Origin of the sequence: Luteimonas sp. J29 (genome assembly GCF_000472505.1) — a bacterium.
GTDB lineage: Bacteria > Pseudomonadota > Gammaproteobacteria > Xanthomonadales > Xanthomonadaceae > Luteimonas.
Window position 1 is genome coordinate 50762 of record NZ_AWZR01000007.1, and the last position, 23856, is coordinate 74617.

The window sequence follows — 23856 nt, forward strand, 5'->3', positions numbered from 1 at the left end:
CGGCCCATGCGCCTGCTCCTGCAACAACGCCCCGAAGGCCGCGAAGCGCCGCGCTTCGTCCAGCTGACCCTGCAGCCCGACCTGCTGGGCGCGTGGACCCTGTTGCGCGAAAGCGGCCAGACCGGCGGCCGCAGCACCCTGCGCCGCGAGCAGTACATGGACCACGCCAGCGCCCTGGCGGCGCTCGAACAGGCGCGCGACGCCCAGCTCAAGCGCGGCTTCCAGCTGGTGTACGCCGAAGGCACGGGCGCGCCGCGGTGAACGCGCGCCACCCCGACCGGCCTGCCGCTGCCGCCGCCACCGCCACGCCCCGCGCCGGACTCGCTTCCGCGACGCCCCTCTTCCCCCTGCATCGATCCGGCACGACGGCCGGACCCGGACCGACATGACCCTGCCCCTCGCCAACGACCGCTTCCTGCGCGCCCTGCGCCGCGAACCCGTGGACCGTACGCCCGTGTGGCTGATGCGCCAGGCCGGCCGCTACCTGCCCGAGTACCGCCAGGTGCGGCGCAAGGCCGGCAGCTTTCTGGCCATGGCCAAGCACCCGGAGATCGCCTGCGAGGTGACGCTGCAGCCGCTGCGCCGTTTCCCGCTGGACGCGGCGATCCTGTTCTCCGACATCCTGACCATCCCCGACGCGATGGGCCTGGGCCTGTACTTCGCCGAAGGCGAAGGCCCCAAGTTCGAGCGCCCGGTGCGCAGCGCGGCCGACGTCGCCCGACTCGGCGTGCCCGACATGGAAGGCGAATTGCGCTACGTGATGGACGCGGTGCGGGTGATCCGCCGCGAACTGCACGGCGCGGTGCCGCTGATCGGCTTCTCCGGCAGTCCGTGGACCCTGGCCTGCTACATGGTCGAGGGCGGCGGCAGCAAGGACTTCGCGCGGATCAAGGCGATGGCGCTCAACGACCCGCAGGCGCTGCATGCGCTGCTGTCGGTGAATACCGAGGCGGTGATCGCCTACCTGTCGGCGCAGCGCGCGGCCGGCGCGCAGGCGCTGCAGGTGTTCGACACCTGGGGCGGCGTGCTGTCGCCGGCGATGTACCGCGAGTTCTCCCTGCCCTACCTGCAGCGCATCGCGCGCGAACTCGAGCGCGGCGAAGGCGACGCGCGCGCCCCGCTGATCCTGTTCGGCAAGGGCACCGGCGCCTATCTGGAAGAACTCGCCGCCAGCGGCGCGGAGGGCGTGGGCGTGGACTGGCTGGTGGAACTGGGCGAGGCCGCGCGCCGCACCGGCGGGTGCGTCGCGGTCCAGGGCAACCTCGATCCGGCCACGCTGTACGGCTCGCCCGACGCCATCCGCCGGGAGGTGCGTCGCGCGCTCGACAGCTGGCGCGACGGCAACGGCGGCTCGCGCGAGGGCCACGTGTTCAACCTCGGCCACGGCATGTCGCCGGACATGGACCCGGAACACGTCGCCGTGCTGGTCGACGAAGTCCACGCCTACAGCGCGCGCTGACGCGCGGCGCCGACACCCCCGGAATCCGGCACCTTCAGTGGGGTGCCGGCCCGTCCCTGGCCGAATCGTCCCACTCCGCGCCGGCGCCACGTAGCGCGGCCTTCAACGCGGCCGTCGTCGTTCCCGGCGGCCATCCTTCGATTCCCGACACGACTGCGCATTCGCGCATGATGTGGAAGCGCGGCGCCGCGCAGTGCTCGAAGAACGGGAAACCGTCGCGTCGGTGTACGGCGCGGATCGGGAGATCACCGTTCGCCAGGGCCCAGCGCCCCAGCTTTCGCAAGTCCGCGGTGAGATCCCGGGGGACCGGCAGCGTGCCATGGACTGGGATCCAGCGACCAGGGTCCGGGTCCTGCCGGATGTGTTCGATCGCGCCAGGCTGCCGCGGCATCCCGGATCCGGTGGGTGCGGTGGCACATCCTCCGATCACTCATCTCCTTGTCATGCAGCTCCCTGCAACAGCGAACTTGGCGGAGAGACGGCGCCGTTTCCGGCATGTGCACCATGAGCCGGAAGACTGATGTCCGCGTGACGCCACGCCTTCCCAGGGCCGACCAGCGACGAGCCCAGCCACCGATCGCACCTACGGATCTGGCGGCGCAGGCTCGTGCCGCACGCGCAGGAAGCGAGCGAACCGCGGCAGTCCATTGACGGTGTGGCCGCTGTAGCGGTAGGTCACCAGGCTGCCGACCGGCGGCGGCGCGGCGCGCTGGGCATCGGTCAGCCCGCCGCCCAGGCGGAAGCGCACGCCGTCCGCCCGCTCGACCAGCAGCGCGCCGGTCATGCCCGCGTACTTGCCGCGGCCCGGCAGGTGCGCGACCACGCGCGCCTCGGCATCGGCATGCGGCTTGAGCTTGCGCACGCCGTCGCTGCGCCCGGCGCGGTAGCGCGCGTCGTGATGGTGCAGCATCAGTCCTTCGCCGCCGGCGGCGACCACGGCCCGCAGCCGCGCCTGCAGTGCCGCCGCATCGGGGACGCGGAACTGCGGCACCGGCTGCAGCCAGGCGACGGCGGCACGGTCGAGCAGCCTGCGCAGCTCCAGCAGCCGTTCGCCGAAGCCGCCGGCGTGCCCGGGCAGGTCGAAGACCATGAAGCGCACCTGCCGCCAGGCGCCGTCGTCCCGATGCCCGGCGCGCACGAGGCCGCTGATCTCGTCGAAGCGGCCGCGGCCGATCCACAGCTCGCCGTCCATCGCCACCGTCGGCCAGCCGGCGACGAACCAGTCCGGCGCCTCGATGCGGCGGCCGCCGCGGGTCCACAGCGCATGCCCGTCCCAGCGCCCGCGCACGCCGTCGAGCTTTTCGCTGACCCAGTAGTCGGCCACCTCCACGCTGCTGTCGTAATCGGTGGCCAGCATGAGCGGAGGCGGCTGCGCGGCGCCGGACCCGGCGGGCGCGAGCAGCAGGATGGACAGCAGCAGCAGGAGGCAGGCACGCATGGCGCGATCCCACGGGGGCGATGCCTTCATCGTCCCGTCCACGCAGCCTCGCGCGTATCGGCCCCGCTCCGACGCTCGGGTCGGAACATGGCGCGTGCGCGCGTCGGTCCCGACCCTGCTAACGGGTCGACGCCCTGGCCGGAAGCACGCCCGCCAGCGCCTGCTCCAGCATCGCCCCGGTGACCGGCTTGCGCAGGAATGCGTCGAAACCCGCCTTGGCCGCGGCGGCCTCGGCGTCGGCGTCGGTGCGGGCGGTGACCGCGACCAGGGGCCCGGTGAAGCCGTTCTGGCGCAGCAGCGGCGCCAGGGCCAGGCCGTCGATGCCGGGCAGGTCGAGGTCGAGCAGGGCCGCGTCGAACGGCTGGCCGGCGATCTCCGACAGGGCGGCCAGGCCATGCGCGACGCGGCGGACACGATGGCCCTGGCCTTCGAGCAGGCCGGCAATCACGTCGGCGACGGCATCCTCGTCCTCGACCAGCAGCAGGCGCAGGGCGTGCGGCGCCCGCCCCTCGGGCGAAGCGTCCGGAGCGCCGGGCGGGGCGGTGGCGGGACGCAGCGGGAGCAGCACGCGGAACGTGGTGCCCTCGCCCGGCGCGCTCTCGAGTTCGATCCGCCCGCCCATCGCCGCGGCCAGCTCCTGCGAGATCGCCAGCCCCAGCCCGCTGCCGCCATAGCGGGCGCTGGTGCGCGCGCCCTCGGCCTGCTCGAAGCGGCGGAACAGGCGCTGTTTCTGCTCCTCGTTGAGGCCGGGGCCGGTATCGCGCACGACCAGGCACACGCCCCCGGCGTGCGGTCCGGCGTGCAGTGCGATGCTGCCGCGCTCGGTGAACTTGGCCGCGTTGCCGAGCAGGTTGAGCAGGATCTGCCGTACCCGCCCGGCATCGCCGCGGACCCAGCGCGGCAGCGCCTGGTCGATGTCGCAGTGGAACGCGAGACCGCGACGTTCGGCCAGCGGTGCGTTGAACGCCGCGGTCTCGCGCACCAGCGCGTGCAGGTCGAACGGCTCGTCCACAAGCTCCAGCCGACCGGCCTCGATCTTCGCCAGGTCGAGCGCGTCGTTGACCAGGCGCAGCAGGTGCTCGCCGGCGCGGCGGATCGACTCGACGTGGCCGCGCTGGCGGGCGTCGAGGTCGGTGCTCGCCAGCAGCTCGCTCATGCCCAGCACCGCGGTCATCGGCGTGCGCACCTCGTGGCCAAGGGTGGCGAGGAAGCGGGTCTTGGCCAGCGAGGCCTGCAGCGCGAGCTCGTGCCGCTGCTCGGCCAGCTGCCATGCGTGGCGCCGCTTGAGCCGCGCGCGGTACTGCAACGCGAGCAGCCCGAGCAGCGCCAGCGCGCCCAGCGTCCACGCCAGCATCGCCGGCGGCGTGCGCCACCACGGCTCGCGCACCCGCAGCGCCAGCCGCTGCGGCGGCGTCCAGTCGCCGTCGGCGGTGCGCGCCTGCACCTGCAGCACATAACCTCCGTGCGCCAGGCGCGGGAACAGGCGCTCGCCGACCGAGCCGACCTCGACCCAGTCCGGGTCGTAGCCCTCGAGCAGGAAGCGGTAGCGATGCGCATGGGCGTCGGTAAACGAGAGCAGGCGCGCCGAGACCCGCAGGTCGCGGTCGTCGTGCTCCAGGACCACCGGCGCGTCGGGCGCGAAGTCGATCTCCCGGTCGCCGCGGCGCGCGCCCACCGATTCGATCTCCAGCACCGGCGTGCGCACGCCTTCCTGCACCTGGCGCGGATGGAACAGCACCAGGCCGTCCGCGGTGCCGACCGCGACATAGCCGCGCGCCGAGGGCTCGAAGGGGTACTCGCTGAACTGCTGGCTCGGCAGGCCGTCGAGCACCGTATAGAGGCGCAAGCGGTCCTGTTCGGGGTCGTAGCGCACCAGTCCGCGCGGCGTGCTCAGCCACACCACGCCCTGCCCGTCGACGACCACGCCGCCGGGCGCCACCGCAGGCAGGCCGTGGCGCGCATCGACGGTGCGCTCGGCCACCAGCGCCGCGCCGGTCCAGCGATAGGCCATCAGCACGCCGTTGCCGGCGACCCAGGCCAGGTCGCGATCGCCGAAGCCGAACGCGAACACCTGCCACTCCGGGCCGCCCGGCACCGGCTGGAAACGCTGCTCGCCTTCGTTCCACATCAGCAGTCCGGTGCGGGTCGCGAGCCACAGCGCGCCATCCGGGCCGCGCGACATCTGGCGCAGCGCGTTGTTGGCGGGGAAGCCCTCGGCGCCGCCGGCTTCCAGCACCTGGAGCACGCGCCCGTCCGCCGCGCGCCGCTGCAGCATGTCGTTCGCGCCCAGCCAGACGCTGCCGTCGGGCTCGCCGACGAGGTAGGCGACGATGCCGCCCGGCGCCGCGTCCACCGCGTCGCCGCGGTGCCAGCGCGCGACCTCGCCGGTGCGGGGGACCCAGCGCGTGACCATGCCGTGGCAGCCGATCCACACGCTGCGGTCCTCCATCTCCCGCACGACGTAGGGCAGGCGTTCCCCGCACACGCCGGCGAGGCGGTGCTCGAGCCGCGCGGCATGCGGGTCGAGCCAGTCGAGGACGCCGCCCGTGCCCACGAGCCAGAACCCGCCGTCGCGGGCCGGCGTGGCGCTGTAGACGAACGCGTTCGCGGACGAGGCCGGGTCGTCCAGCACCCGCCGCAGCACGGTGAAGTTGCGCCAGTTCGCGGGCAGGTGCCACAGGCCCATCTCGGAACTGGCGAACCACAGGCCGCCCTCGTGGTCCTCCAGCGCCGCGGACCAGGCCGGCCGCACCAGGCCGCGGCTGGTGCTGCTGTACAGCGGGACGTCGTGGACCACGCCGCCGCGCTCCACCGACAGGCCGCTGCGCGTGTCCAGCCAGTGCGCGCCCTGCCGGTCCTGCACCAGCATGCCCAGCGGCGGCTGCCCGAGCACCGGGTCGCGCCAGGGCGCCGGCTCCACCCGTCCGCTGCCGGCTCGATGCACGAAGGCGCCGGCGACCGTGGCGATCCACATGTCGCCGTCGTGGTCCAGCACCAGCGCGTTGACCGCCGGCGCCGGCTCCAGCTCCGGCATCACGCGTTCGAAGTCGCGTCCGGTCCAGCGCGCGACGCCGTTGTAGGTGCCGACCCACAACCGGCCCTCGCGGTCGGTGCGCAGCCAGGTCACCGACGCGGACGGCAGGCTGCGCGGGTCGCCCGGCTCGGGCATGAAGCGGGTCACCTGGCCCTCGCCGTCGAGCCGGTGCAGGCCGCCGTCGGCGGTGCCGAACCAGATCGCGCCGTCCGGGGTCTGCGCCAGCGACCAGACGTCGTCGCTGCCGATCCCCGGGTGGGTGTCGCGGCCATAGTGGGTGAAGTCGCGGCGGCGTGCATCGAGCACCGACAGCCCGCCGTTCTGGGTCCCCACCCATACGCGGTCCCGGTCGTCGACCAGCACCGTCCAGACATGGTTGTCGCGCAGGCCGTCGCCCACGCGCCAGATGCGGTAACCCACGCCGTCGTAGCGCGCCAGGCCGTCGCGGGTGGCGATCCAGAGGTAGCCCTTGCGGTCCTCGGCCAGCGCGTTGATGCGGTTGGACGGCAGCCCGTCGTAGACGCTGATCTGGCGCGGCATCGGCAGCGGCGCTGCGTCCGCGGCGACGGGCGCCTCGACCGCCGGCGCCGGCGGCGCCCAGAGCGCCAGCGCGACGGACAGCGCGCATGCGCATGCTGTGGTGACGAGTCCCCGCACCCGGCCTCCCGGTCTGTCGTGCCTGTCCCTGGCGCGCGCGGCACGTGGCCCGGCATCCTCGCAACGCAGCGTGGCCGGCGCAAGCCTGCCGGGCCGGCCTAGAATGGCGCGGTGCAGCCGTCCGCCGCCATCGCACCCGCCCGACCGCGTCCGCGCCCGCGCCCGCCGATGGCATGGTGGCTGCTGCTGGCGCTGTCCGCGCTGCCGGCCTGGGCCGGCCCGCCGGCCTGGTCGCTGGATCCGGTCCACACCCGGGTGCTGGTGGCGGTCGACCATGCCGGGTTCTCCACCGCCCTGGGCACGCTCTCGGGCGCCACCGGCGTCCTCCATTACGAACCGGGGGACTGGGCCGGCGCACGGGTCGAGGTCGAGATCCCGCTGCAGCGCCTGGACTTTGGCGACGCGGCCTGGAACCGGGCCGTGCTCGGACGCGGCCTGCTCGACGCCGAGGGGCATCCCGTGGCGCGGTTCCGCTCCACGCGCGTGGAGCCGGTCGACGAACGCCATGCGCGGGTGGCGGGACTGCTGCAGCTGCGCGGCGTGGAGCGCGAGGTGGTGCTCGACGTGCGCATGAACGCGGCCAGGCGCCATCCGATGCCGCCGTTCCGGCGCACGGTCGGCTTCTCGGCCAGCGCGGCGTTGAACCGCTCGGACTTCGGCGTCGACGCCTGGCCGTCGATGATCGGCGACCGGGTCGAACTGCGCATCGAGGCCGAAGCCACGCGCAGCCGGGGCGGCCGCGACGACGCGCCCGACGCCCCCGGTCCCGCGCAGGCTGCGGACGCCACCTCAAGCGACGACGCCAGTCCCGCTTCCCCCTCCTCCGATCCCGATCCCGATCTCGATCCCGAACCCGGACCATGACCCTGAAGAACACACCCGAACGCTGGGGCGCGGTCAGCCAGGCCCTGCACTGGCTGGTCGTGCTGCTGATCCTGGCCGTGGCCACCGTGGGCCTGGTCATGGACGAGCTGCCGCGGACGCCGAAGTACTTCTGGGTGTACACCGCGCACAAGTCGCTGGGCATCACCGTGCTCGCGCTGATGCTGCTGCGGCTGGGCTGGCGCCTGTACGCCGGCGGCGTGCCGCCCGTCGCGGGTACGCCGCGCTGGCAGGCGACGGTGGCCTCGGCCACGCACTGGTTGCTGTATGCGCTGGCGCTGGCGATGCCGCTGTCGGGCTGGCTCTACGACTCGGCCAGCGGCCTGCGGCCGTTCCGCTGGTTCGGGCTGTTCACCATGCCCAAGCTCACCGGCCCGAATGAATGGCTGGCCGACCGCGCGCGCGACGCGCATGAACTGCTGTTCCTGCTGCTGGTCGCACTGGTGGTGCTGCACGCCGCCGCGGCGCTGTGGCACCACCTGATCGTGCGCGACGAAACCCTGGCGCGGATGCTGCCCCGACGCCGCACGCGCACCCCCGAACCCGAGGACCCGGACCATGACGCCTAGGCTCACCACCCCCGCCGCCGTCGCCGCCATGCTGGTGGCGATGATGGCCGCCCCCGCCCGCGCCGCCGACTACGTGCAGGCGCCGGGCTCCTCGCTCGCCTTCGCCACGAAGTACGACGGCGAGGTGTTCAGCGGCCGCTTCGGCGGATTCGACACGAAGCTGCGCTTCGACCCCGAGCGGCTCGACGACGCGCGCCTCGAGGTGACGATCCAGCTCGCCGGCACCTCGACCGGCAACGCCGACCGCGACTCCACGCTGGCCGGCAGCGACTTCTTCAACGTCGGCAGGTTCTCCCGCGCGACGTACGTGGCCGAACGCTTCCGCGCCGTGGACGACGGGTACGTGGCCGACGGCACCCTCACCCTGCGCGGGGTGAGCCGGCCGGTCGCGCTCCACTTCACCTGGACGCCGGGCAACCCGGCGCTGCTGTCGGGGCGGGCGACGGTGAAGCGACTGGAGTTCGGCGTCGGCGGCGGGGACTGGGCCGATACCGCGCTCATCCCCGACGAGGTCGCGATCAGCACCCGGGTGTTCCTGCATCCCGCGCCCTGATCGGGGACCAAGGGCGGCGTGCGTTCAGCGGGCCCAGTCGCGCACGGTCCCGGGGTCGAACGGCCAGTCCAGCTCCCGCCCGGTCTCGACCTGGCGCAACACCGGCACCCGCGTGCCGTAGCGCGCCTCCAGTGCGTCGTCGCCGTCGATGAACACGCTGCGCGGCTCCGGGAACCGGGCCCGCGCCAGCAGCTCCAGGGCCTGGTCGCACAGGTGGCAGTCGTCGCGCTGGTAGAGGATGTAGCGGTCCATGGCCGTTCGTCGCACGGGGCCGGCGAGTGTAGCGGCCGCCGGGTCGCGCCGACAGTTGCGACGGCAACCAATACAATGCGGGCCAGGACTCCACGGATTCCGCCATGGCCGTCAGCACCTTCGACATCTACAAGATCGGCATCGGACCGAGTTCCTCGCACACGGTCGGACCGATGCGCGCGGCCGCGCGCTTCGTCCAGCGCCGCCTGGCCGAGCCGGGGCTGCTGCCGCGGGTGGCGCGCATCCGGGCCGAGGTGTTCGGATCGCTGGCGCTGACCGGGCGCGGCCACGGCACCGACAAGGCGCTGCTGCTCGGGCTCGAAGGCCACCAGCCCAACCTCATCGACCCCGACATCATCCCCGCCGCGCTCGAACGCATCCGCGGCGAGCGCCGGGTGGTGCTCGGCGGTACCCATCCGGTCGCGTTCGAGGAAAAGCGCGACCTGGTGATGAACAAGCGCCAGAAGCTGCCGCACCACCCCAACGGCATGCGCTTCACCGCCTACGACGCCGGCGACGCCATGCTGGCCACCCAGGACTACTACTCGGTCGGCGGCGGCTTCGTGGTCAACCAGGACGAGGCCGCGCGCGACCGCATCGTCGCCGACACCACGCCCCTGCCGTACCCGTTCTCCAGCGGCGCGGAACTGCTGCGCCAGGCCGAGGGCAGCGGCCTGGGCATCGCCGGGCTGATGATGGCCAACGAGCGCGTGTGGCGCAGCGACGGGGAGATCGTCGCCGGCCTGCGCGAGCTGTGGGCGGCGATGCAGGCCTGCGTGGCGCGTGGCATCCGCGAGGAAGGCACCCTGCCCGGCGGCCTGCACGTGCCGCGGCGCGCGCCGGCGCTGCACCGCGAGCTCAGCTCCCGCCCGGAGGCCTCGCTGCGCGACCCGCTGACCGTGCTCGACTGGGTGAACCTGTACGCGCTCGCGGTGAACGAGGAGAACGCCGCCGGCGGCCGCGTGGTCACGGCGCCGACCAATGGCGCGGCCGGCATCATCCCGGCGGTGCTGCACTACTACGACCGATTCTGCCCGGCCAGCAGCGAACAGGGCGTGTTCGATTTCCTGCTCACCGCCGCGGCGGTGGGCATCCTCTACAAGGAGAACGCCTCGATCTCCGGCGCCGAGGTCGGCTGCCAGGGCGAGGTCGGTGTGGCCTGCTCGATGGCCGCGGCGGGCCTGACCGCGGCGCTGGGCGGCACGCCCGCGCAGATCGAGAACGCGGCCGAGATCGGCATGGAGCACAACCTCGGCCTGACCTGCGACCCGATCGGCGGCCTGGTCCAGATCCCCTGCATCGAGCGCAACGCGATGGGCGCGGTGAAGGCGATCAACGCCAGCCGCATGGCCCTGCGCGGCGACGGCAGCCACAAGGTCAGCCTCGACAAGGTCATCCGCACCATGCGCGAGACCGGGCGCGACATGCAGGACAAGTACAAGGAAACCAGCCGCGGCGGGCTCGCGGTCAACATCATCGAGTGCTGAACGGGCGCGGGTCCGTGGACCCGCACCCGTGGGGCTGCCCCGCTGCCGCGGTCAGGCGCGCGGCGCGGCGCGGGCGATGCGCAGCACGTCGTCGAGCAGCGCCGCCGCGGTCACTTCCGCGCCCGCGCCCGGGCCCTGGATCACCAGCGGCCGCTCGCGGTAGCGGTCGCTGAAGATGGCCGCCCGGTTCTCGGTGCCATGACCGCTCACCAGCGGATTGGACAGCGGCAGCGCGCGCAGCCCGACCGAGGCGCCGCGCTCGGCATCGAAACGGCCGACGAAGCACAGCCGCGCATCGCTGCGGTGGGCGGTGACGAAGCGCTCGCGCAGCGGCGCATCGAGCGTGGTGAGGCGGGCATCGACTTCCCCGGGCGCTGCATCGCGCAGCGCGTCCGGGACCAGCGAGGACACGCGCACGTCGCGCGCCTCCAGCATCACGCCCGAGGCGCGGGCCAGGATCAGGAGCTTGCGCCGCACGTCCTCGCCCGACAGGTCGACGCGCGGATCCGGCTCGGTGTAGCCGGCATCGCGCGCCTCGCGCACGAGGTCGGAGAACGGGCGGCTGTCGTCGAAGCGCGACAGCAGCCAGCCCAGCGAACCGGAGAGCATGCCTTCCACGGCGTGGATGCGGTCGCCGCCGGCGACCAGTTCGCGCAGCAGCCGCAGCAGCGGCAGGCCCGCGCCGACCGTGGCCGAATCGCCGTAGCGCCCCCCCTCGCGCTGGGCGTCGATGATGGCCTGGGCCCGGGTGGCGTCGGCGCCGGCGCCGAGCTTGTTCGCGGTGACCACGTGGATGCCGCGCTGCAGCCATTCCGGATGCCAGCCAGCGACGGTATCGCTGGCGGTGGCGTCGATCACGATGTCGCCGCGGGCCAGCGCCTCGCCCTCGGCCCAGGGCGGCACGCCCGTGGCGCGCCGCGGCGCCGCGTGCGCCTGCGCCAAGGCGTCCTCGAGCGAGCCGTCGTTGACCACCTGCACGCGCGAATTGCTGAGCCATGCGAACGGCGGCAGTGCGACCCCGCGTTCGGCGAGCTGGCGGTAGCGCGCGACCACGGCGCTGCCGACCACGCCGGTGCCCAGCAGGGCGATGCGGCCGCCGCGCGTGCCGGCGGCCGGGGTCGGGATCCTCGTCACCTTGCTCATGCGTCCACCCGCTGCAGCGCGTGGGCCTCCCCGGCGACGACCCGCGCGACCCGCTCGAGCGCCGCGGCGAGGTCCGCCTGCAGGTCGGCCTGGGCCTCGATGCCGACCGACAGCCGCAGCAGCCCGTCCGGGATGCCGGCCGCGGCGCGGGCCTCGGGCGTCATCGCCGCGTGGGTCATCGAGGCCGGGTGCGCGACCAGGCTCTCGACGCCGCCCAGTGACTCGGCCAGGGTGAAGTACTGCAGGCCGTCGACGAAGGCGCGCACCGCTTCGGTGCCGCCCTCGAGCTCCAGCGACAGCATCGCGCCGAAGCCGGCCTGCTGGCGCGCGGCCAGGGCATGGCCGGGGTGCGATTCCAGCCCCGGGTAATGCACGCGCGCCACCGCCGGATGCGCCTGCAGCTGTTCGGCGATCGCCTGCGCGTTCTCCTGGTGCACGCGCAGGCGCGCATCGAGCGTGCGCAGGCCACGCAGGGTCAGGAAGGCGTCGAACGGCGCGCCGGTGATGCCGAGCGCGTTCGCCCACCACGTCAGCCGCTCGTGCAGCTCGGCGCTGGCCGCCACCACCGCGCCGCCGACCACGTCGCTGTGGCCGTTGATGTACTTGGTGGTCGAGTGCACCACCACGTCGGCGCCGAACGCGATCGGCTTCTGCAGCGCCGGCGACAGGAAGGTGTTGTCGACCACCGCCAGCGCGCCGGCGCGGTGCGCGGCCTCGATCACGAAGCGCAGGTCGGTGATCCGCAGCAGCGGATTGGACGGGGTCTCGATCAGCACCAGCTTCGGCGACTGCGCCAGCGCCGCGGCCAGCGAGCGCGGATCGGTGAGGTCGGCGGTGACCAGGTTGAAATGGCCCTTGGCCGCGAGCGCGTTGAACAGGCGCCAGCTGCCGCCGTAGGCGTCGTGCGGCACCACCAGCGTATCGCCGGCCTCGAGCAGGGCGTGCAGCACCAGGGTGATCGCGCCCATGCCGGTGGCGGTGACCACGCCGCCGGCGCCGCCCTCGAGCCCCGCCAGGGCCTCGCCCAGCAGGTCGCGGGTGGGATTGCCGCTGCGGGTGTAGTCGTAGTCGCGCTTGTTGCCGAAGCCGTCGAAGCTGAAGTTGCTCGACAGCACCAGCGGCGGGGTGACGGCGCCGTGCGCGCGGTCGCAGTCGATCCCGGCGCGCACGGCGCGGGTGGCGGGACGACACCCGCCCGGCGTGGCGGCGGACGTGGGGCTGGCGGTCATGCGGACTCTCCTTGTTGGCGCAGCACGCCGGCGAGAATGGCGTCGATGCGGTCGGTTTCTTTCAGGAAGGCGTCGTGGCCGTAGGGCGAGCGCAGCACCCGCAGCTGGCCACGCGGGCCGAGGCCCTCGAACAGGGCCACCGAATCGGACAGCGGCACAAGGCGGTCACCCTCGACCGCCACCACCACCGTCGGTACCCGGACCTGGACAGGATCGACGCGGTGCAGGTCGATCGATTCGGACAGCCGCAGCCAGGCGGTCACCGGCGTGCGCGCGACGAAACGCGCCCCGGCGACGTCGAGGTAGTCCTCGGCCGCCACCCGCACCCGGCCGTTGGCGACCTGGGCAGGCGCGTCGAAGCGCTCCTCGAACTCCTCGGGCGTGCGGTAGCTGAGCATCGCGAACTGGCGCGCCAGCGACAGGCCCTGCACGTCGGCGCACTGCAACTGCCCCAGCGCCACGGCCTTGCGCTGCAGCGCGCGCCAGGCGGCGGCGTAGGGATGCGCGCGGTGCGCGCCGCTGACCGCGACCAGCGCCGCGAGCCGCTCCGGATGCCGGGCGGCGACCTGCAGCCCCACCAGGGCGCCGTACGAATAGCCCACGAAGGCCTGCAGCCGCCCGATGCCCAGCGCGTCGAGCAGCAGGGCGACGGCGTCGGCCTGGTCGGTGGTGTCGATCGGCGCGTCGAGGCGGCCGTCCGCGCCGACGTAGTCGAAGCCGAGCACGCGCACCTGCGCGGGATCGAGCGTGCGCCCGGCGCGCACCAGGTCGCCGGCCCAGCCGGGTTCGGGGAATTCGGGATTGGCGCTGACGTGGCGGTGGGCGGAGATCCCGCCGGCCACCAGCACCACCGGGGCGCCCTCGGGCCCGGCGAGCTCCCACGCGATCCGCACCCGCGGCGTGCCGCCGTGGCGCAGCGCCAGAGTGGCCTCGAACTCGCCCCGGCGCGCGGCCGCCCCGGCAACGGCCGGCACGGAAGCGGCGGCCTGGGCCGGCGGCGCGGCGGCCTCGACGGGCAGGATGCGGGCGGTGGGATCGGCAAGGCTCATGGCGGTTCCGGTCGGGCGCTGCCAGCGAGTGCATGCGGGGACCGGAAGGGCCGGCAGCGCCGGCCAGATGCCTGTCGACCACCTTGCCGGGGCGACACGCAACCATCTTCCGGTGGACGCACAGGTCCCCGCAGGACTTGGCACCGCGACGGGCACGGCCAGTGGCCGTTCCCATCAGGTTGCCCCGGCGTCTCAGGGCCTGTCCCTCAGCCGGTCTCGATGGATGCCGCGCAGATTGCATGCGCCGCCGGCGTTTGTCAATCGCTTCATGCCGATGAAGCGATATGCGTTCCGGACCAGGCCTGGGCGATAATGGGCCATGCGTACTGCCCTCCCCCTCCTGGCCGCCCTGGTGCTGGCCGCCTGCGCGACGCGCACGATCCCGGTCCAGGCCCCCGGCCCCGCGGCCGCCGCTGGCGCGACCACCGTCGCCGAGACCTTCCTGACCATCGAGAACCCCGGCGACGAGCTGGACTCGCTGGCCACCTGGCCGACCGAGGACGGCCGGGTGTGGCTGGTCGCGAGCGCCAAGAACGTGCACCAGCTGGTGGTGTTCGACGCCGACAGCGGCGAGCTGCTGCAGCGCGTCGGCGGGCGCGGCGACGCTCCGGGCCGGTTCCTGCGGCCCAATGGCGTGTTCGTGCACGGCGACCTGCTGCTGGTATCGGAGCGCGACAACCGCCGCGTGCAGATGCTCGCCCTGCCGGGATTCGAGCCGCTCGGCAGCTTCGGCGAGGGCCTGCTGCGCAGCCCCTACGGGGTATGGGCCTACGAGGCCGCGCCGGGCGAACTGCACGTGTACGTCACCGACAGCTTCATGCTCGGCGCCGCCTACGACATCGTTCCGCCGCTGGACGAGCTGGACCGCCGCGTGCGGCGGTTCCGGATCCGGCTCGACGACGGCGGCCATCCCCGGGCCGAGCCGATCGACACGTTCGGCGACACCAGCGAGGCCGCGGCGCTGCGCATGGTCGAATCGCTCGCCGGCGACCCGGTGCACGACCGGCTGCTGGTGGCCGACGAACACCGCGGCCACGGCACCGCGCTGCGCGAATACACGCTCGACGGCCGCTATACCGGCGGCGGTGTCGCGCCGGGCGTGTTCACCGCCGAGCCGGAAGGCCTCGCGCTCTGGGCCTGCACCGCCGAGTCGGGCTACTGGATCGCGGCCGACCAGCTGCACCCGCGCACCGTGTTCCGGGTGTTCGACCGCACCACGCTCGCACCACGCGGCCAGTTCTCCGGCACGGTCACCGGCTGGACCGACGGCGTCGCCCTGCACGCCAGCCCCACCGCGCGCTTCCCCGCCGGCGCGCTGTACGCGGTCCACCACGACCGCGCCGTGGCCGCGTTCGACCTGCGCGACATCGTGGCCGCGCTGCAGCTGGATCCGGCCTGCCTGGAATGAAGCCCGCGCGGGCCGGCGCTGTCGCCCTGGCGCTGCTGGCCGCCGCGGCCCCGGCAGGGGCGCAGTCGCTGCGCTGGTCCGACTTCCGCGACCCGCGACCGGGCGTCGCGTCATCGACCCCGGCCGGCACAGGTCCTCGCGCCGGGGGCTTCACGACGTCCGGGGGCGCGCGGCTGCGCCTCGTGCAGCGGGACGACGGGGTGGAAGCCTGGGTCGACAATCCGCTTGCCGGGCCGGTCGAGGCGATGCTGCACGCCGACGAAGCGGTGCCGGGCAGCGATCCCCCCCTGCCCGCCCGCGGCACCGTGCCCGCGCAGTCGGGGGCGCTGCTGGCGCGCCTGCCGCACGCCCGCCCAAGGCTGCGGCTGGAGGCGGTCCCGGGCAGCCCCAACGCGCGACCCCGCGACGTGGAGTACGGCTGGCCACTGCGGACCGGCAGCCTGCGCATCCAGCAGGCCTGGGGCGGCAGGTACAGCCATGCCGACGATGCCAACCGGTACGCGGTGGACCTGGCCGCGCCGGCCGGCACCCCCGTCCTGGCGGCGCGCGAAGGGGTGGTGATGCAGGCCGAGGGCGGTTTCCCGGACGTCGCGGCGGGCGGCGACGAGGCGCCGGGCGATCGCGCCAACTTCGTCCGCGTCCTGCACGACGACGGCACCATGGCCCTGTACGCGCACCTGCAGCGCGGCGGTGTGCTGGTGGAACCGGGCCGGCGCGTGCGCCGCGGCGACGCGATCGGACTGTCGGGCAACAGCGGCCGCAGCACCGCGCCGCACCTGCACTTCGTGGTCCAGGCCAACCGCGGCATGCGCCTGCACTCGCTGCCGTTCCGCATGTTCGGGCCGCAGGGGATCCTGCGCTTCCGCGAAACGCCACCGGACGACGCGCCGCCCTCCCCTTGAGGACCCGGCGTGCGCGGGCCGCCGCAGGTGGCCCGCATCCCGGAGTCCGTATAATCCGCGGCCTCCCCACACCGTCCCGACGCCACCGCGGCGGGTCAGGCCATGCCCGACGTTTCCACAGAAGCCGCGCGCCGGCGCACCTTCGCCATCATCTCCCACCCCGACGCGGGCAAGACCACGCTGACCGAGAAGCTGCTGCTGTTCGGCGGCGCGATCCAGATGGCCGGGTCGGTGAAGTCGCGCAAGACCGCGCGCCACGCCACCTCCGACTGGATGGCGCTGGAGAAGGAGCGCGGGATCTCGGTCACCTCGTCGGTGATGCAGTTCCCCTACGAGGGCCGCATCATCAACCTGCTTGACACCCCCGGCCACGCCGACTTCGGCGAGGACACCTACCGCGTGCTTACCGCGGTGGACAGCGCGCTGATGGTGATCGACGTAGCCAAGGGCGTGGAGGAACGCACGATCAAGCTCATGGAGGTGTGCCGCATGCGCGACACGCCGATCATGACCTTCATCAACAAGCTCGACCGCGAGGGCAAGGATCCGATCGAGCTGCTGGACGAGGTCGAGAGCGTGCTGAAGATCCAGTGCGCGCCGGTCACCTGGCCGATCGGCATGGGCCAGCGCCTGAAGGGCGTGGTCCACCTGCTCACCGGCGAGGTGCACCTGTACGAACAGGGTCGCAGCTTCACCCGCCAGGACTCGACCATCTTCCCCTCGCTCGACGCCCCCGGCCTGGAGGAGAAGATTGGCAGCGAGATGCTGGCCAGCCTGCGCGACGAGCTGGAACTGGTGCAGGGCGCGGCCGATCCGTTCGACAAGGACAAGTACCTGCGCGGCGAGCAGACCCCGGTGTTCTTCGGCTCGGGCGTGAACAACTTCGGCGTGCAGCCGCTGCTGGACTTCTTCGTCGAGCACGCGCCCTCGCCGCGGCCACGCGCCACCACCAGCCGCGAGGTCCGGCCCGACGAGGAAAAGCTGACCGGATTCGTGTTCAAGATCCAGGCCAACATGGACCCGCAGCACCGCGACCGCGTGGCATTCATGCGCGTGTGCTCGGGCCGCTTCACCGCCGGCATGAAGGCCTTCCACGTGCGCAGCGGCAAGGAGGTCAAGCTGGCCAATGCCCTGACCTTCATGGCCAGCGACCGCGAGATCGCCGCCGAGGCCTGGCCGGGCGATGTCATCGGCATCCACAACCACGGCACCATCGCGATCGGCGACACCTTCACCGAAGGCGAGCAGCTCTCCTTCACCGGCATCCCGAACTTCGCGCCGGAGCTGTTCCGCCGCGCCCGCCTGCGCGATCCGCTCAAGCTCAAGCAGCTGCAGAAGGGCCTGGCCCAGCTCTCGGAGGAAGGCGCGACCCAGTTCTTCCGCCCGCTGATGAGCAACGACCTGATCCTCGGCGCGGTGGGCGTGCTGCAGTTCGACGTGGTCGCCTACCGGCTCAAGGACGAGTACGGCGTCGACGCGATCTTCGAGCCGGTGCAGGTCGCCACCGCCCGCTGGGTGAAGTGCGAGGACGAGAAGACGCTCGTGGAGTTCCGCGACAAGCACGCGATGAACCTGGCCATCGACGCCGCCGGCGAACTGGTCTACCTGGCGCCGACCCGGGTCAACCTGCAGCTGGCCGAGGAACGCTCGCCGGCGGTCCGGTTCCTGGCCACCCGCGAGCACGCGCACGCCGTCGCGGCCTGATCCGGCGGCGGGTCAACCCGCCCGGCGGCCTGAGCACGGATTGAATGCGGATGGCGCGCGCCGCCCGCGCCGGCGCCAATGCGCTAACGTATGGAGCGTGGGCAGTCCCTCCGGCGAGCTTCAGGATCCGCGCCAGCAGGTGCGTGAGCGCCGCCTGGCGCTGCGCCTGGCGCGCGTGCGCGACGAGATCGCCAGCGCCCTGACCCACGGCGTCGGCGCGGCCGCCGCGCTCGCCGGTGGCGCGGTGCTGATCACCTTGGCCGCCATCCACGGCGACGCCTGGCAGCTCGGCGCCGCGATCGTGTTCGGCGTCTCGCTGCTGCTGCTCTACCTGGCCTCCACCCTCTACCACGCCATCCGGCACCCGGTCGCCAAGGGCCGGCTCAAGGTCTTCGACCACTGCGCGATCTACCTGCTGATCGCCGGCACCTACACGCCCTTCACCCTGGTCGGCCTGCGCGGCCGCTGGGGCTGGGGACTGTTCATCGCGATCTGGACCCTGGCCCTGGCGGGCGTCGTCTTCAAGCTGTTCTACACCGGCCGCTTCAAGCGCCTGTCTACCGCGATCTACGTGGCCATGGGCTGGCTGGTGCTGGTGGCGATCAAGCCGGTGATGGCCTCGCTCGATGCCTGGACCTTCGGCTGGCTGATCGCCGGCGGCGTGTTCTACACCCTGGGCACCTACTTCTACCACCGCGAGTCGATTCCCTACGCGCACGCGATCTGGCACCTGTTCTGCATCGCCGGCAGCGTCTGCCACTACGTGGCGGTGATGGCGCAGGTGGTGCCCTGACCACGCCCGCTTCGCGAAACTGAACCTTCGCGCCGCGTTCGCGCGGGGATGACGCCGCGCGCGCAAGCCTAGCGGCATGGCAACCGAACCGGACATGGCCCTTGCCGGGCCGCACCCACGGTTTCGCTGGCGCCGTCCGTCACGGCGCGCGCTCGCGCTGGCGGGTGCGGTGATCGCCGTGGCGGTCGTGGTCCTCGTGCTGCTGTGGGACTGGAACTGGTTCAAGGGCCCGGTCGAACGCATCGTCGAGGCGCGCACCGGGCGCAGCTTCGAGATCGGCGGCGACCTCGACGTCGATCTCGGCCGGATCACCACGGTCACCGCCGGGCGGCTGCGGCTGGGCAACGCCGGCTGGTCGAAGCAGGAGGACATGGCCACGGCCGAGCGGCTGGCGCTGCAGGTCGAAACGTGGCCGCTGATCATCGGCCGCGTGCGACTGGCCGAACTGCGCCTGGACGCACCGGACGTGCGGCTCGAAGCGCACCCGGAAGGCGGACCCGGCAACTGGGACTTCGGTTTCGACGGCGGCGGCGAGCCGCTGCAGCTGCGTCGCCTGTGGGTCACCGACGGCCGCTTGCGCTACGAAGACGCGGGCCGCGACACCGGCATCGACATCCACGTCGCCAGCCGCGAGGCGCGCCGCGAGGACGCCGCGCCGCCGGTCGAGCTCGAGGGCGGGGGCCGCTGGCGAGGCGCCGAATTCAGCCTCGAGGGCCGCGCCGAATCGCCGCTCGAACTGCGCGACAGCGACCGCCCCTACCGCCTCGACCTGCGCGCCCGCGCCGGCGCCACCCGGGCCCGCGCGCGCGGCAGCCTGACCGCGCCGTTCGATTTCCAGACCTTCGACGTCGCGTTCGCGCTGGCCGGGCGCAACCTGGCCGATCTCTACCCGCTGTTCGGCGTGGCCATGCCCGACACCCCGCCCTACGCCTTCGACGGCCGCCTCGAGCGCGAGGGCGCCACCTGGCATTACCGCGGTTTCACGGGCGAGGTCGGGCAGAGCGACCTGGCGGGATCGGCGTCGCTCACCACCGGTGGCGAGCGCCCCGTGCTGGTCGCCGACCTGGTATCCAAGCGCCTGGACTTCGACGACCTGGCCGGCTTCCTCGGCGCCGCGCCCGACGCGGAGGGCGAGGAACTCGACCCGGAACTGGCCCGCCGTGCGCAGGAGCAGCGCGCGCGCGGCAAGGTGCTGCCCGACACGCCCTACGACCTGGCCAAGCTGCGCGCGATGGACGCGGACGTGCGCCTGCGCGCGCAGCGCATCAACGCGCCACGGCTCCCGCTCGACGACATGGACGCGCACCTGGTGCTGGAGAACGGTCTGGCACGACTGGAGCCGGTCAACTTCGGCGTCGCCGGCGGCGAGATCCGCGCCGACGTGCGCATGGACGCACGCAGGGACGCGATCAGCACCCGGCTGCGCGCCCAGGTGCGGGGCATCGAACTGGCGCAGCTGTTCCCGGACGCCGAGCTCACCCGCGACGCCGCCGGACGCCTGGCCGGCAACATCTCGCTCACCGGCGGCGGCAATTCGATCGCGGCGATGCTCGCCAGCGCCGACGGCGACGTCGCGCTCGGCATGGGCCGCGGCGAGATCAGCAACCTGCTGCTGGAACTGGCCGGCCTCGACATCTACGAGTCGCTCAAGTTCATCCTGGGCCGCGACCGCAAGGCGCAGGTCCGCTGCGCCTTCGCCGACTTCGGCGTCGAGTCGGGCACGATGCAGGCACGCGCCCTGGCCTTCGACACCAGCGACACGATCATCGTCGGCCAGGGCCAGGTCGACCTGGCGGGCGAAACGCTGGACCTGGAGCTGCGCCCACGGCCCAAGGACCGCAGCATCCTGGCCCTGCGCTCGCCGCTGCACCTGGGCGGTACCTTCGCCAACCCGAGCTTCCGGCCGGACTTCGCCCGGCTCGGCCTGCGCGGCGCGGTCGCGTTCGCGCTGGGCAGCATCGCGCCGCCCGCCGCCCTGCTGGCAACGCTGGAACTGGGGCCCGGCGAGGACAGCGACTGCGGCGGCCGCTACGCGAAGTAGCCGCCGGCGCGGCGCTCAGCCCGCGATGTAGCGCTGCAGCTGCTCGAGCTCGTGCTGCTGGTCCTCGATCACCGCCTTGACCAGGTCGCCGATCGAGATCATGCCCACCACCTGGCCGCGCTCGAGCACCGGCAGGTGGCGGATGCGCCGCTCGGTCATCAGCTGCATGCACGTCGGCACCACGTGGTCCGGCGTCACCGTGACCACGTCGCGGGTCATGATCTCGCTGACCGGCGTGTCCTTCGAGGAGCGGCCTTCGAGCACGATCTTGCGCGCATAGTCGCGCTCGGACAGGATCCCGCGCACCCGCTGGTCCTCGGTCACCAGCACCGCGCCGATGCCCTTGAGCGCCATCAGCCGGATCGCCTCGATCACCGGCGCCTCCGGCGCCACCGCATAGACCTCAGGACTCTTGCCGTCCAGCAATTGCCGCACCGTACGCATCCCGGCTCCCTCCTGTTGCCTGCGACACCGCCGAGGATACTCCCCCGGGCGCAGGGCGCCAGTCGTCAACCAGGTACAGCGGACGCTGCTTGGACTCCTCGTACAGGCGGCCCAGGTACTCGCCAATCATGCCCAGCGCGACCAGCTGCACGCCGCCCAGGAACAGGATCACGACCATCATCGTCGGCCAGCCGGCGACGCGGTCGCCGTAGAGCAGGGCCTTGAGCGCGATCCAGACCGCGTACACGAAGGCCAGCAGCGCCGCGCCCAGGCCGACGTAGGTCGCCAGCCGGAGGGGCGCGGTCGAGAAGCTGGTGATGCCCTCGAGCGCGAAGTTCCACAGCTTCCAGAAGCTGAACTTGCTGCGCCCGGCCACGCGCGGCTCGCGCCGGTACGGGACCGCGACGCGGTTGTAGCCGATCCAGCCGAACAGGCCCTTCATGAAGCGGTGGCGTTCGCGCAGCTGCGCCAGCGCCGCGAGCGCGCGCGGCGACAGCAGGCGGAAGTCCCCGGTGTCGGTCGGCACCGGGGTGCGCGACAGGCGCTGGATCACGCGGTAGAACAGGTGCGCGGTCAGGCGCTTGAACCAGCCCTCGCCGTCGCGCCGCTCGCGCATGCCGTAGACGTCGTCGTAGCCTTCGCGCCACTTCTCCACGAAGCGCGGGATCAGTTCCGGCGGGTCCTGGCCGTCGGCGTCGAGCAGCACCGCCGCGCCCTCGGACACGTGGTCGAGCCCGGCGGTGAGCGCCGCCTCCTTGCCGAAGTTGCGCGACAGGCGCAGCAGCGCGACGCGCCCATCGCCGCTGGCCAGGCCGCGCATCACCTCCCAGGTGCCGTCGGTGCTGCCGTCGTCGACATACAGGATGCGGCCGTCGACGCCGTCCTCGCGCAGGCCGTCGAGCACCCGCGCCACCCGCGCGTGCAGCAGCGGCAGGGCGTCGGCCTCGTCCCGGGCGGCCACCACGACGGTGAGCAGTTCGCGCTTCATGGGCCGCATCGTATCCGTTCTTCCGGCGCGCGCGGACCCCGCCGCAGGCTCAGTCCAGCGCCTCGACGTAGGCGCTGCCGCCGATCTGGCGCATGTTGCGCTCGATGGCGCGGGTGCGCTGCTGCACGTAGGGACCCGGCCGGGTCGCGCTGTAGCGCCTGGGGCTCGGCAGCACCGCGGCCAGGCGCGCGCACTGGGTCGTGGAGAGCGCGCTGGCGTCGCGGCCGAAGAAGCTGCGCGCCGCGGCCTGGGCCCCGTAGACGCCGTCGCCGAACTCGGCCACGTTGGCGTAGACCTCCAGGATCCGCCGCTTCGGCCACAGCAGCTCCAGCAGCACGGTGTACCAGGACTCCAGCCCCTTGCGCGCCCAGCGCGAGGCCGGGCTGCGTCCCTGCCAGAGGAACAGGTTCTTGGCCAGCTGCTGGCTGATCGTGCTGCCGCCGCGCAGCCGGCCGCCGCGCGCGTTGCGCTCGCGCGCCTGGCGGATGGCCTCGAGGTCGAAGCCCGAATGGGTGGCGAAGTTCTGGTCCTCGGCCGCGATCAGCGCCACCGGCAGGCAGGGCGCCATCGCGTCGAGGCCGCGCCAGTCGTAGGCGATGCGGAAATCGCGCTGCCCGGCGCGCCAGGCGTCGACCTGCCGGATCGCCATGAACGCGGAGAACGGCGGATCGACGAACCGCAGCACCAGCACCTGCATCACGCTGGCCAGCAGCAGCCACGCCGGCAGCCACAGCAGCCGGCGCCACCAGCGCCGGCGGCGTCGGCTCCCGGCCGGCGGCGGCCCGGCTTGCGCCATCATCATCACGTCCCCATCTGTCACTGGCGCCGACGATGGCGCTTCCCTATTCGACCATGCCCCGCGCGAGGGCGCGATCACGTCCCATGACCGACTCCCCCATCGCCGGCGGCGACCGGCTCACCCGCTTCCTGCTCCCCGGCGCCGGCGTGCGCGGGGTCCACGTGCGCCTGGAGCGCAGCTGGCAGCGGATCCGCTCCAACGACGACTACCCGCCCGCGATCGCCGAACTGCTCGGCGAGGCGGTCGTCGCCTCGGCCCTGTTCACCGGCCACGTCAAGGTGGACGGCCGCCTGTCGGTCCAGCTCCAGGGCGGCGGCGCCGTGCGCACGCTGTTCGCCGAGTGCACCGCGTCCGGCACGCTGCGCGCCATCGCCCGCCTCGCCGAGGACGAACCGGTGCCGGCGAGCCGCGACCTGCGCCAGCTCGGGGCGGACGCCGTCCTCGCGATCACGATCGAGAATCCCGGTCTGCACGGGCGCGAGCCGGTGCGCTACCAGGGCCTGGTCCCGCTCGAGTCGGACTCGCTCGCGGGCGCCTTCGAGGACTACTTCCGCCAGTCCGAGCAGTTGCCCACCCGGCTGCTGCTCGCGGCCGGGGAGGAACGCGCCACCGGCCTGATGCTGCAGCGCCTGCCCGGCGACGAGGGCGACGCGGACGGCTGGACCCGGGCCTGCGCCCTGTTCGACACCCTGGGTCCGGCCGAACTGCTGGAGGCGCCCGCCGACGCCCTGCTCCAGCGCCTGTTCCACGAGGACGGGGTGGAACTGCTCGGTGGCCGGGACCTGGCGTTCGGCTGCTCGTGCTCGCGGGACCGGGTGGCGGCGATGCTCGGCGCGCTCGGGCCGGACGAGGCGCGGGCGTCCGTGATCGACGGGGCCGCGCGCGTGCGCTGCGAATTCTGCGGCGAGCGCTACGAGTTCGACCGCGCCCAGGTCGAGGCCCTGCTCGCGGACCAGGCGGCCGCGGTCGAGGCCCCGGCGCGCGTTCAGTAACCATGCAGGATTGTTATGATTGGCGCATTGTTA

21 protein-coding genes and 1 riboswitch are annotated in these 23856 nt (G+C 73.2%); of the genes, 12 read left to right on the top strand and 9 right to left on the bottom strand.

From position 1 onward, the window contains the following. The first annotated feature begins 6 nt into the window (after window positions 1–6). On the top strand, window positions 7–261 hold the full coding sequence (locus tag LUTJ29_RS0112335) for a WGR domain-containing protein (RefSeq protein ID WP_027072781.1): 255 nt from the start codon (window positions 7–9) through the stop codon (window positions 259–261). Between the two features lie 124 nt (window positions 262–385). Further along, a complete protein-coding gene (gene hemE, locus LUTJ29_RS0112340; protein WP_027072782.1) occupies window positions 386–1459 on the top strand; it encodes a uroporphyrinogen decarboxylase in 1074 nt (357 codons plus the stop codon). A 583-nt stretch (window positions 1460–2042) separates the two neighbouring features. Here hemE and LUTJ29_RS0112350 read toward each other — a convergent pair. Both LUTJ29_RS0112350 and LUTJ29_RS17355 read right to left on the bottom strand, forming a co-directional pair. Beyond that, window positions 2043–2897 carry a DNA ligase gene (locus LUTJ29_RS0112350; RefSeq protein WP_027072784.1) on the bottom strand — a complete coding sequence of 285 codons (855 nt, stop codon included), beginning with the start codon at window positions 2895–2897 and terminating at the stop codon, window positions 2043–2045. 118 nt (window positions 2898–3015) lie between these two features. Next, window positions 3016–6588, bottom strand: a complete 3573-nt coding sequence (locus tag LUTJ29_RS17355; protein WP_343122691.1) for a two-component regulator propeller domain-containing protein — start codon at window positions 6586–6588, stop codon at window positions 3016–3018. Window positions 6589–6756: 168 nt separating this feature from the next. Between LUTJ29_RS17355 and LUTJ29_RS17360 the strand changes: the two genes are divergently transcribed. Genes LUTJ29_RS17360 through LUTJ29_RS0112370 form a run of 3 tightly spaced genes read left to right on the top strand, consistent with a single transcriptional unit; the run spans window position 6757 to window position 8592 of the window. Beyond that, a complete protein-coding gene (locus LUTJ29_RS17360) occupies window positions 6757–7452 on the top strand; it encodes a YceI family protein (RefSeq protein WP_051322988.1) in 696 nt (231 codons plus the stop codon). Then, window positions 7449–8039: a cytochrome b gene (locus tag LUTJ29_RS0112365; RefSeq protein WP_027072785.1), complete on the top strand. Its 591-nt coding sequence runs from the start codon at window positions 7449–7451 to the stop codon at window positions 8037–8039. The genes LUTJ29_RS17360 and LUTJ29_RS0112365 overlap by 4 nt, the downstream gene beginning before the upstream one ends. Next, the gene (locus tag LUTJ29_RS0112370; RefSeq protein WP_027072786.1) at window positions 8029–8592 is read left to right on the top strand and encodes a YceI family protein; all 564 of its coding nucleotides are present in this window, start codon (window positions 8029–8031) and stop codon (window positions 8590–8592) included. Before LUTJ29_RS0112365 ends, LUTJ29_RS0112370 begins: the two co-directional genes overlap by 11 nt. 24 nt (window positions 8593–8616) lie before the next feature. Here LUTJ29_RS0112370 and LUTJ29_RS0112375 read toward each other — a convergent pair whose 3' ends face one another. Next, on the bottom strand, window positions 8617–8844 hold the full coding sequence (locus tag LUTJ29_RS0112375) for a glutaredoxin family protein (protein WP_027072787.1): 228 nt from the start codon (window positions 8842–8844) through the stop codon (window positions 8617–8619). Window positions 8845–8948: 104 nt separating this feature from the next. On the opposite strand from LUTJ29_RS0112375, the gene LUTJ29_RS0112380 reads away from it, so the two are divergent. Further along, on the top strand, window positions 8949–10331 hold the full coding sequence (locus LUTJ29_RS0112380) for an L-serine ammonia-lyase (RefSeq protein ID WP_027072788.1): 1383 nt from the start codon (window positions 8949–8951) through the stop codon (window positions 10329–10331). Window positions 10332–10382: 51 nt separating this feature from the next. On the opposite strand, the gene LUTJ29_RS0112385 is transcribed toward LUTJ29_RS0112380, so the two are convergent. From LUTJ29_RS0112385 to LUTJ29_RS0112395, 3 genes are read right to left on the bottom strand one after another with little or no spacing between them, the layout of a single operon-like run. Continuing rightward, the gene (locus LUTJ29_RS0112385; RefSeq protein WP_027072789.1) at window positions 10383–11474 is read right to left on the bottom strand and encodes a homoserine dehydrogenase; all 1092 of its coding nucleotides are present in this window, start codon (window positions 11472–11474) and stop codon (window positions 10383–10385) included. Next, window positions 11471–12703, bottom strand: coding sequence for an O-succinylhomoserine (thiol)-lyase (locus LUTJ29_RS17365; protein ID WP_051322989.1), 1233 nt, complete (start codon window positions 12701–12703; stop codon window positions 11471–11473). Before LUTJ29_RS17365 ends, LUTJ29_RS0112385 begins: the two co-directional genes overlap by 4 nt. Next, the gene (locus LUTJ29_RS0112395) at window positions 12700–13752 is read right to left on the bottom strand and encodes a homoserine O-succinyltransferase (protein WP_027072790.1); all 1053 of its coding nucleotides are present in this window, start codon (window positions 13750–13752) and stop codon (window positions 12700–12702) included. The genes LUTJ29_RS17365 and LUTJ29_RS0112395 overlap by 4 nt, the downstream gene beginning before the upstream one ends. A gap of 99 nt (window positions 13753–13851) precedes the next feature. Continuing rightward, a riboswitch (SAM riboswitch) is annotated at window positions 13852–13978 on the bottom strand. Window positions 13979–14071: 93 nt separating this feature from the next. Between LUTJ29_RS0112395 and LUTJ29_RS0112400 the strand changes: the two genes are divergently transcribed. The 5 genes from LUTJ29_RS0112400 (at window position 14072) to LUTJ29_RS0112420 (ending at window position 20600) form a co-directional block, all read left to right on the top strand. Next, complete coding sequence (locus tag LUTJ29_RS0112400; protein ID WP_027072791.1) at window positions 14072–15160, top strand: hypothetical protein; 1089 nt, start codon at window positions 14072–14074, stop codon at window positions 15158–15160. Continuing rightward, the gene (locus LUTJ29_RS17370) at window positions 15157–16062 is read left to right on the top strand and encodes a M23 family metallopeptidase (protein WP_051322990.1); all 906 of its coding nucleotides are present in this window, start codon (window positions 15157–15159) and stop codon (window positions 16060–16062) included. The genes LUTJ29_RS0112400 and LUTJ29_RS17370 overlap by 4 nt, the downstream gene beginning before the upstream one ends. A gap of 102 nt (window positions 16063–16164) precedes the next feature. Continuing rightward, the gene (locus tag LUTJ29_RS0112410) at window positions 16165–17766 is read left to right on the top strand and encodes a peptide chain release factor 3 (protein ID WP_027072792.1); all 1602 of its coding nucleotides are present in this window, start codon (window positions 16165–16167) and stop codon (window positions 17764–17766) included. A 154-nt stretch (window positions 17767–17920) separates the two neighbouring features. After that, entirely contained in the window at window positions 17921–18559 is a 639-nt protein-coding gene (locus LUTJ29_RS0112415) for a hemolysin III family protein (protein WP_027072793.1), read from the top strand. A 76-nt stretch (window positions 18560–18635) separates the two neighbouring features. Continuing rightward, entirely contained in the window at window positions 18636–20600 is a 1965-nt protein-coding gene (locus tag LUTJ29_RS0112420) for an AsmA family protein (protein WP_051322991.1), read from the top strand. Window positions 20601–20615: 15 nt separating this feature from the next. Here LUTJ29_RS0112420 and LUTJ29_RS0112425 read toward each other — a convergent pair whose 3' ends face one another. From LUTJ29_RS0112425 to mtgA, 3 genes are read right to left on the bottom strand one after another with little or no spacing between them, the layout of a single operon-like run. After that, complete coding sequence (locus LUTJ29_RS0112425; protein WP_027072795.1) at window positions 20616–21044, bottom strand: CBS domain-containing protein; 429 nt, start codon at window positions 21042–21044, stop codon at window positions 20616–20618. After that, on the bottom strand, window positions 21004–22032 hold the full coding sequence (locus tag LUTJ29_RS0112430; RefSeq protein WP_027072796.1) for a glycosyltransferase family 2 protein: 1029 nt from the start codon (window positions 22030–22032) through the stop codon (window positions 21004–21006). The genes LUTJ29_RS0112425 and LUTJ29_RS0112430 overlap by 41 nt, the downstream gene beginning before the upstream one ends. Window positions 22033–22081: 49 nt before the next feature. Further along, window positions 22082–22828 (bottom strand): monofunctional biosynthetic peptidoglycan transglycosylase, encoded by a 747-nt coding sequence (gene mtgA / locus LUTJ29_RS0112435; RefSeq protein WP_232221217.1) that lies wholly within the window; start codon window positions 22826–22828, stop codon window positions 22082–22084. Window positions 22829–22914: 86 nt separating this feature from the next. Between mtgA and LUTJ29_RS0112440 the strand changes: the two genes are divergently transcribed. Then, window positions 22915–23823 carry an Hsp33 family molecular chaperone HslO gene (locus LUTJ29_RS0112440; protein WP_027072798.1) on the top strand — a complete coding sequence of 303 codons (909 nt, stop codon included), beginning with the start codon at window positions 22915–22917 and terminating at the stop codon, window positions 23821–23823. The last annotated feature ends 33 nt before the right edge of the window (window positions 23824–23856 follow it).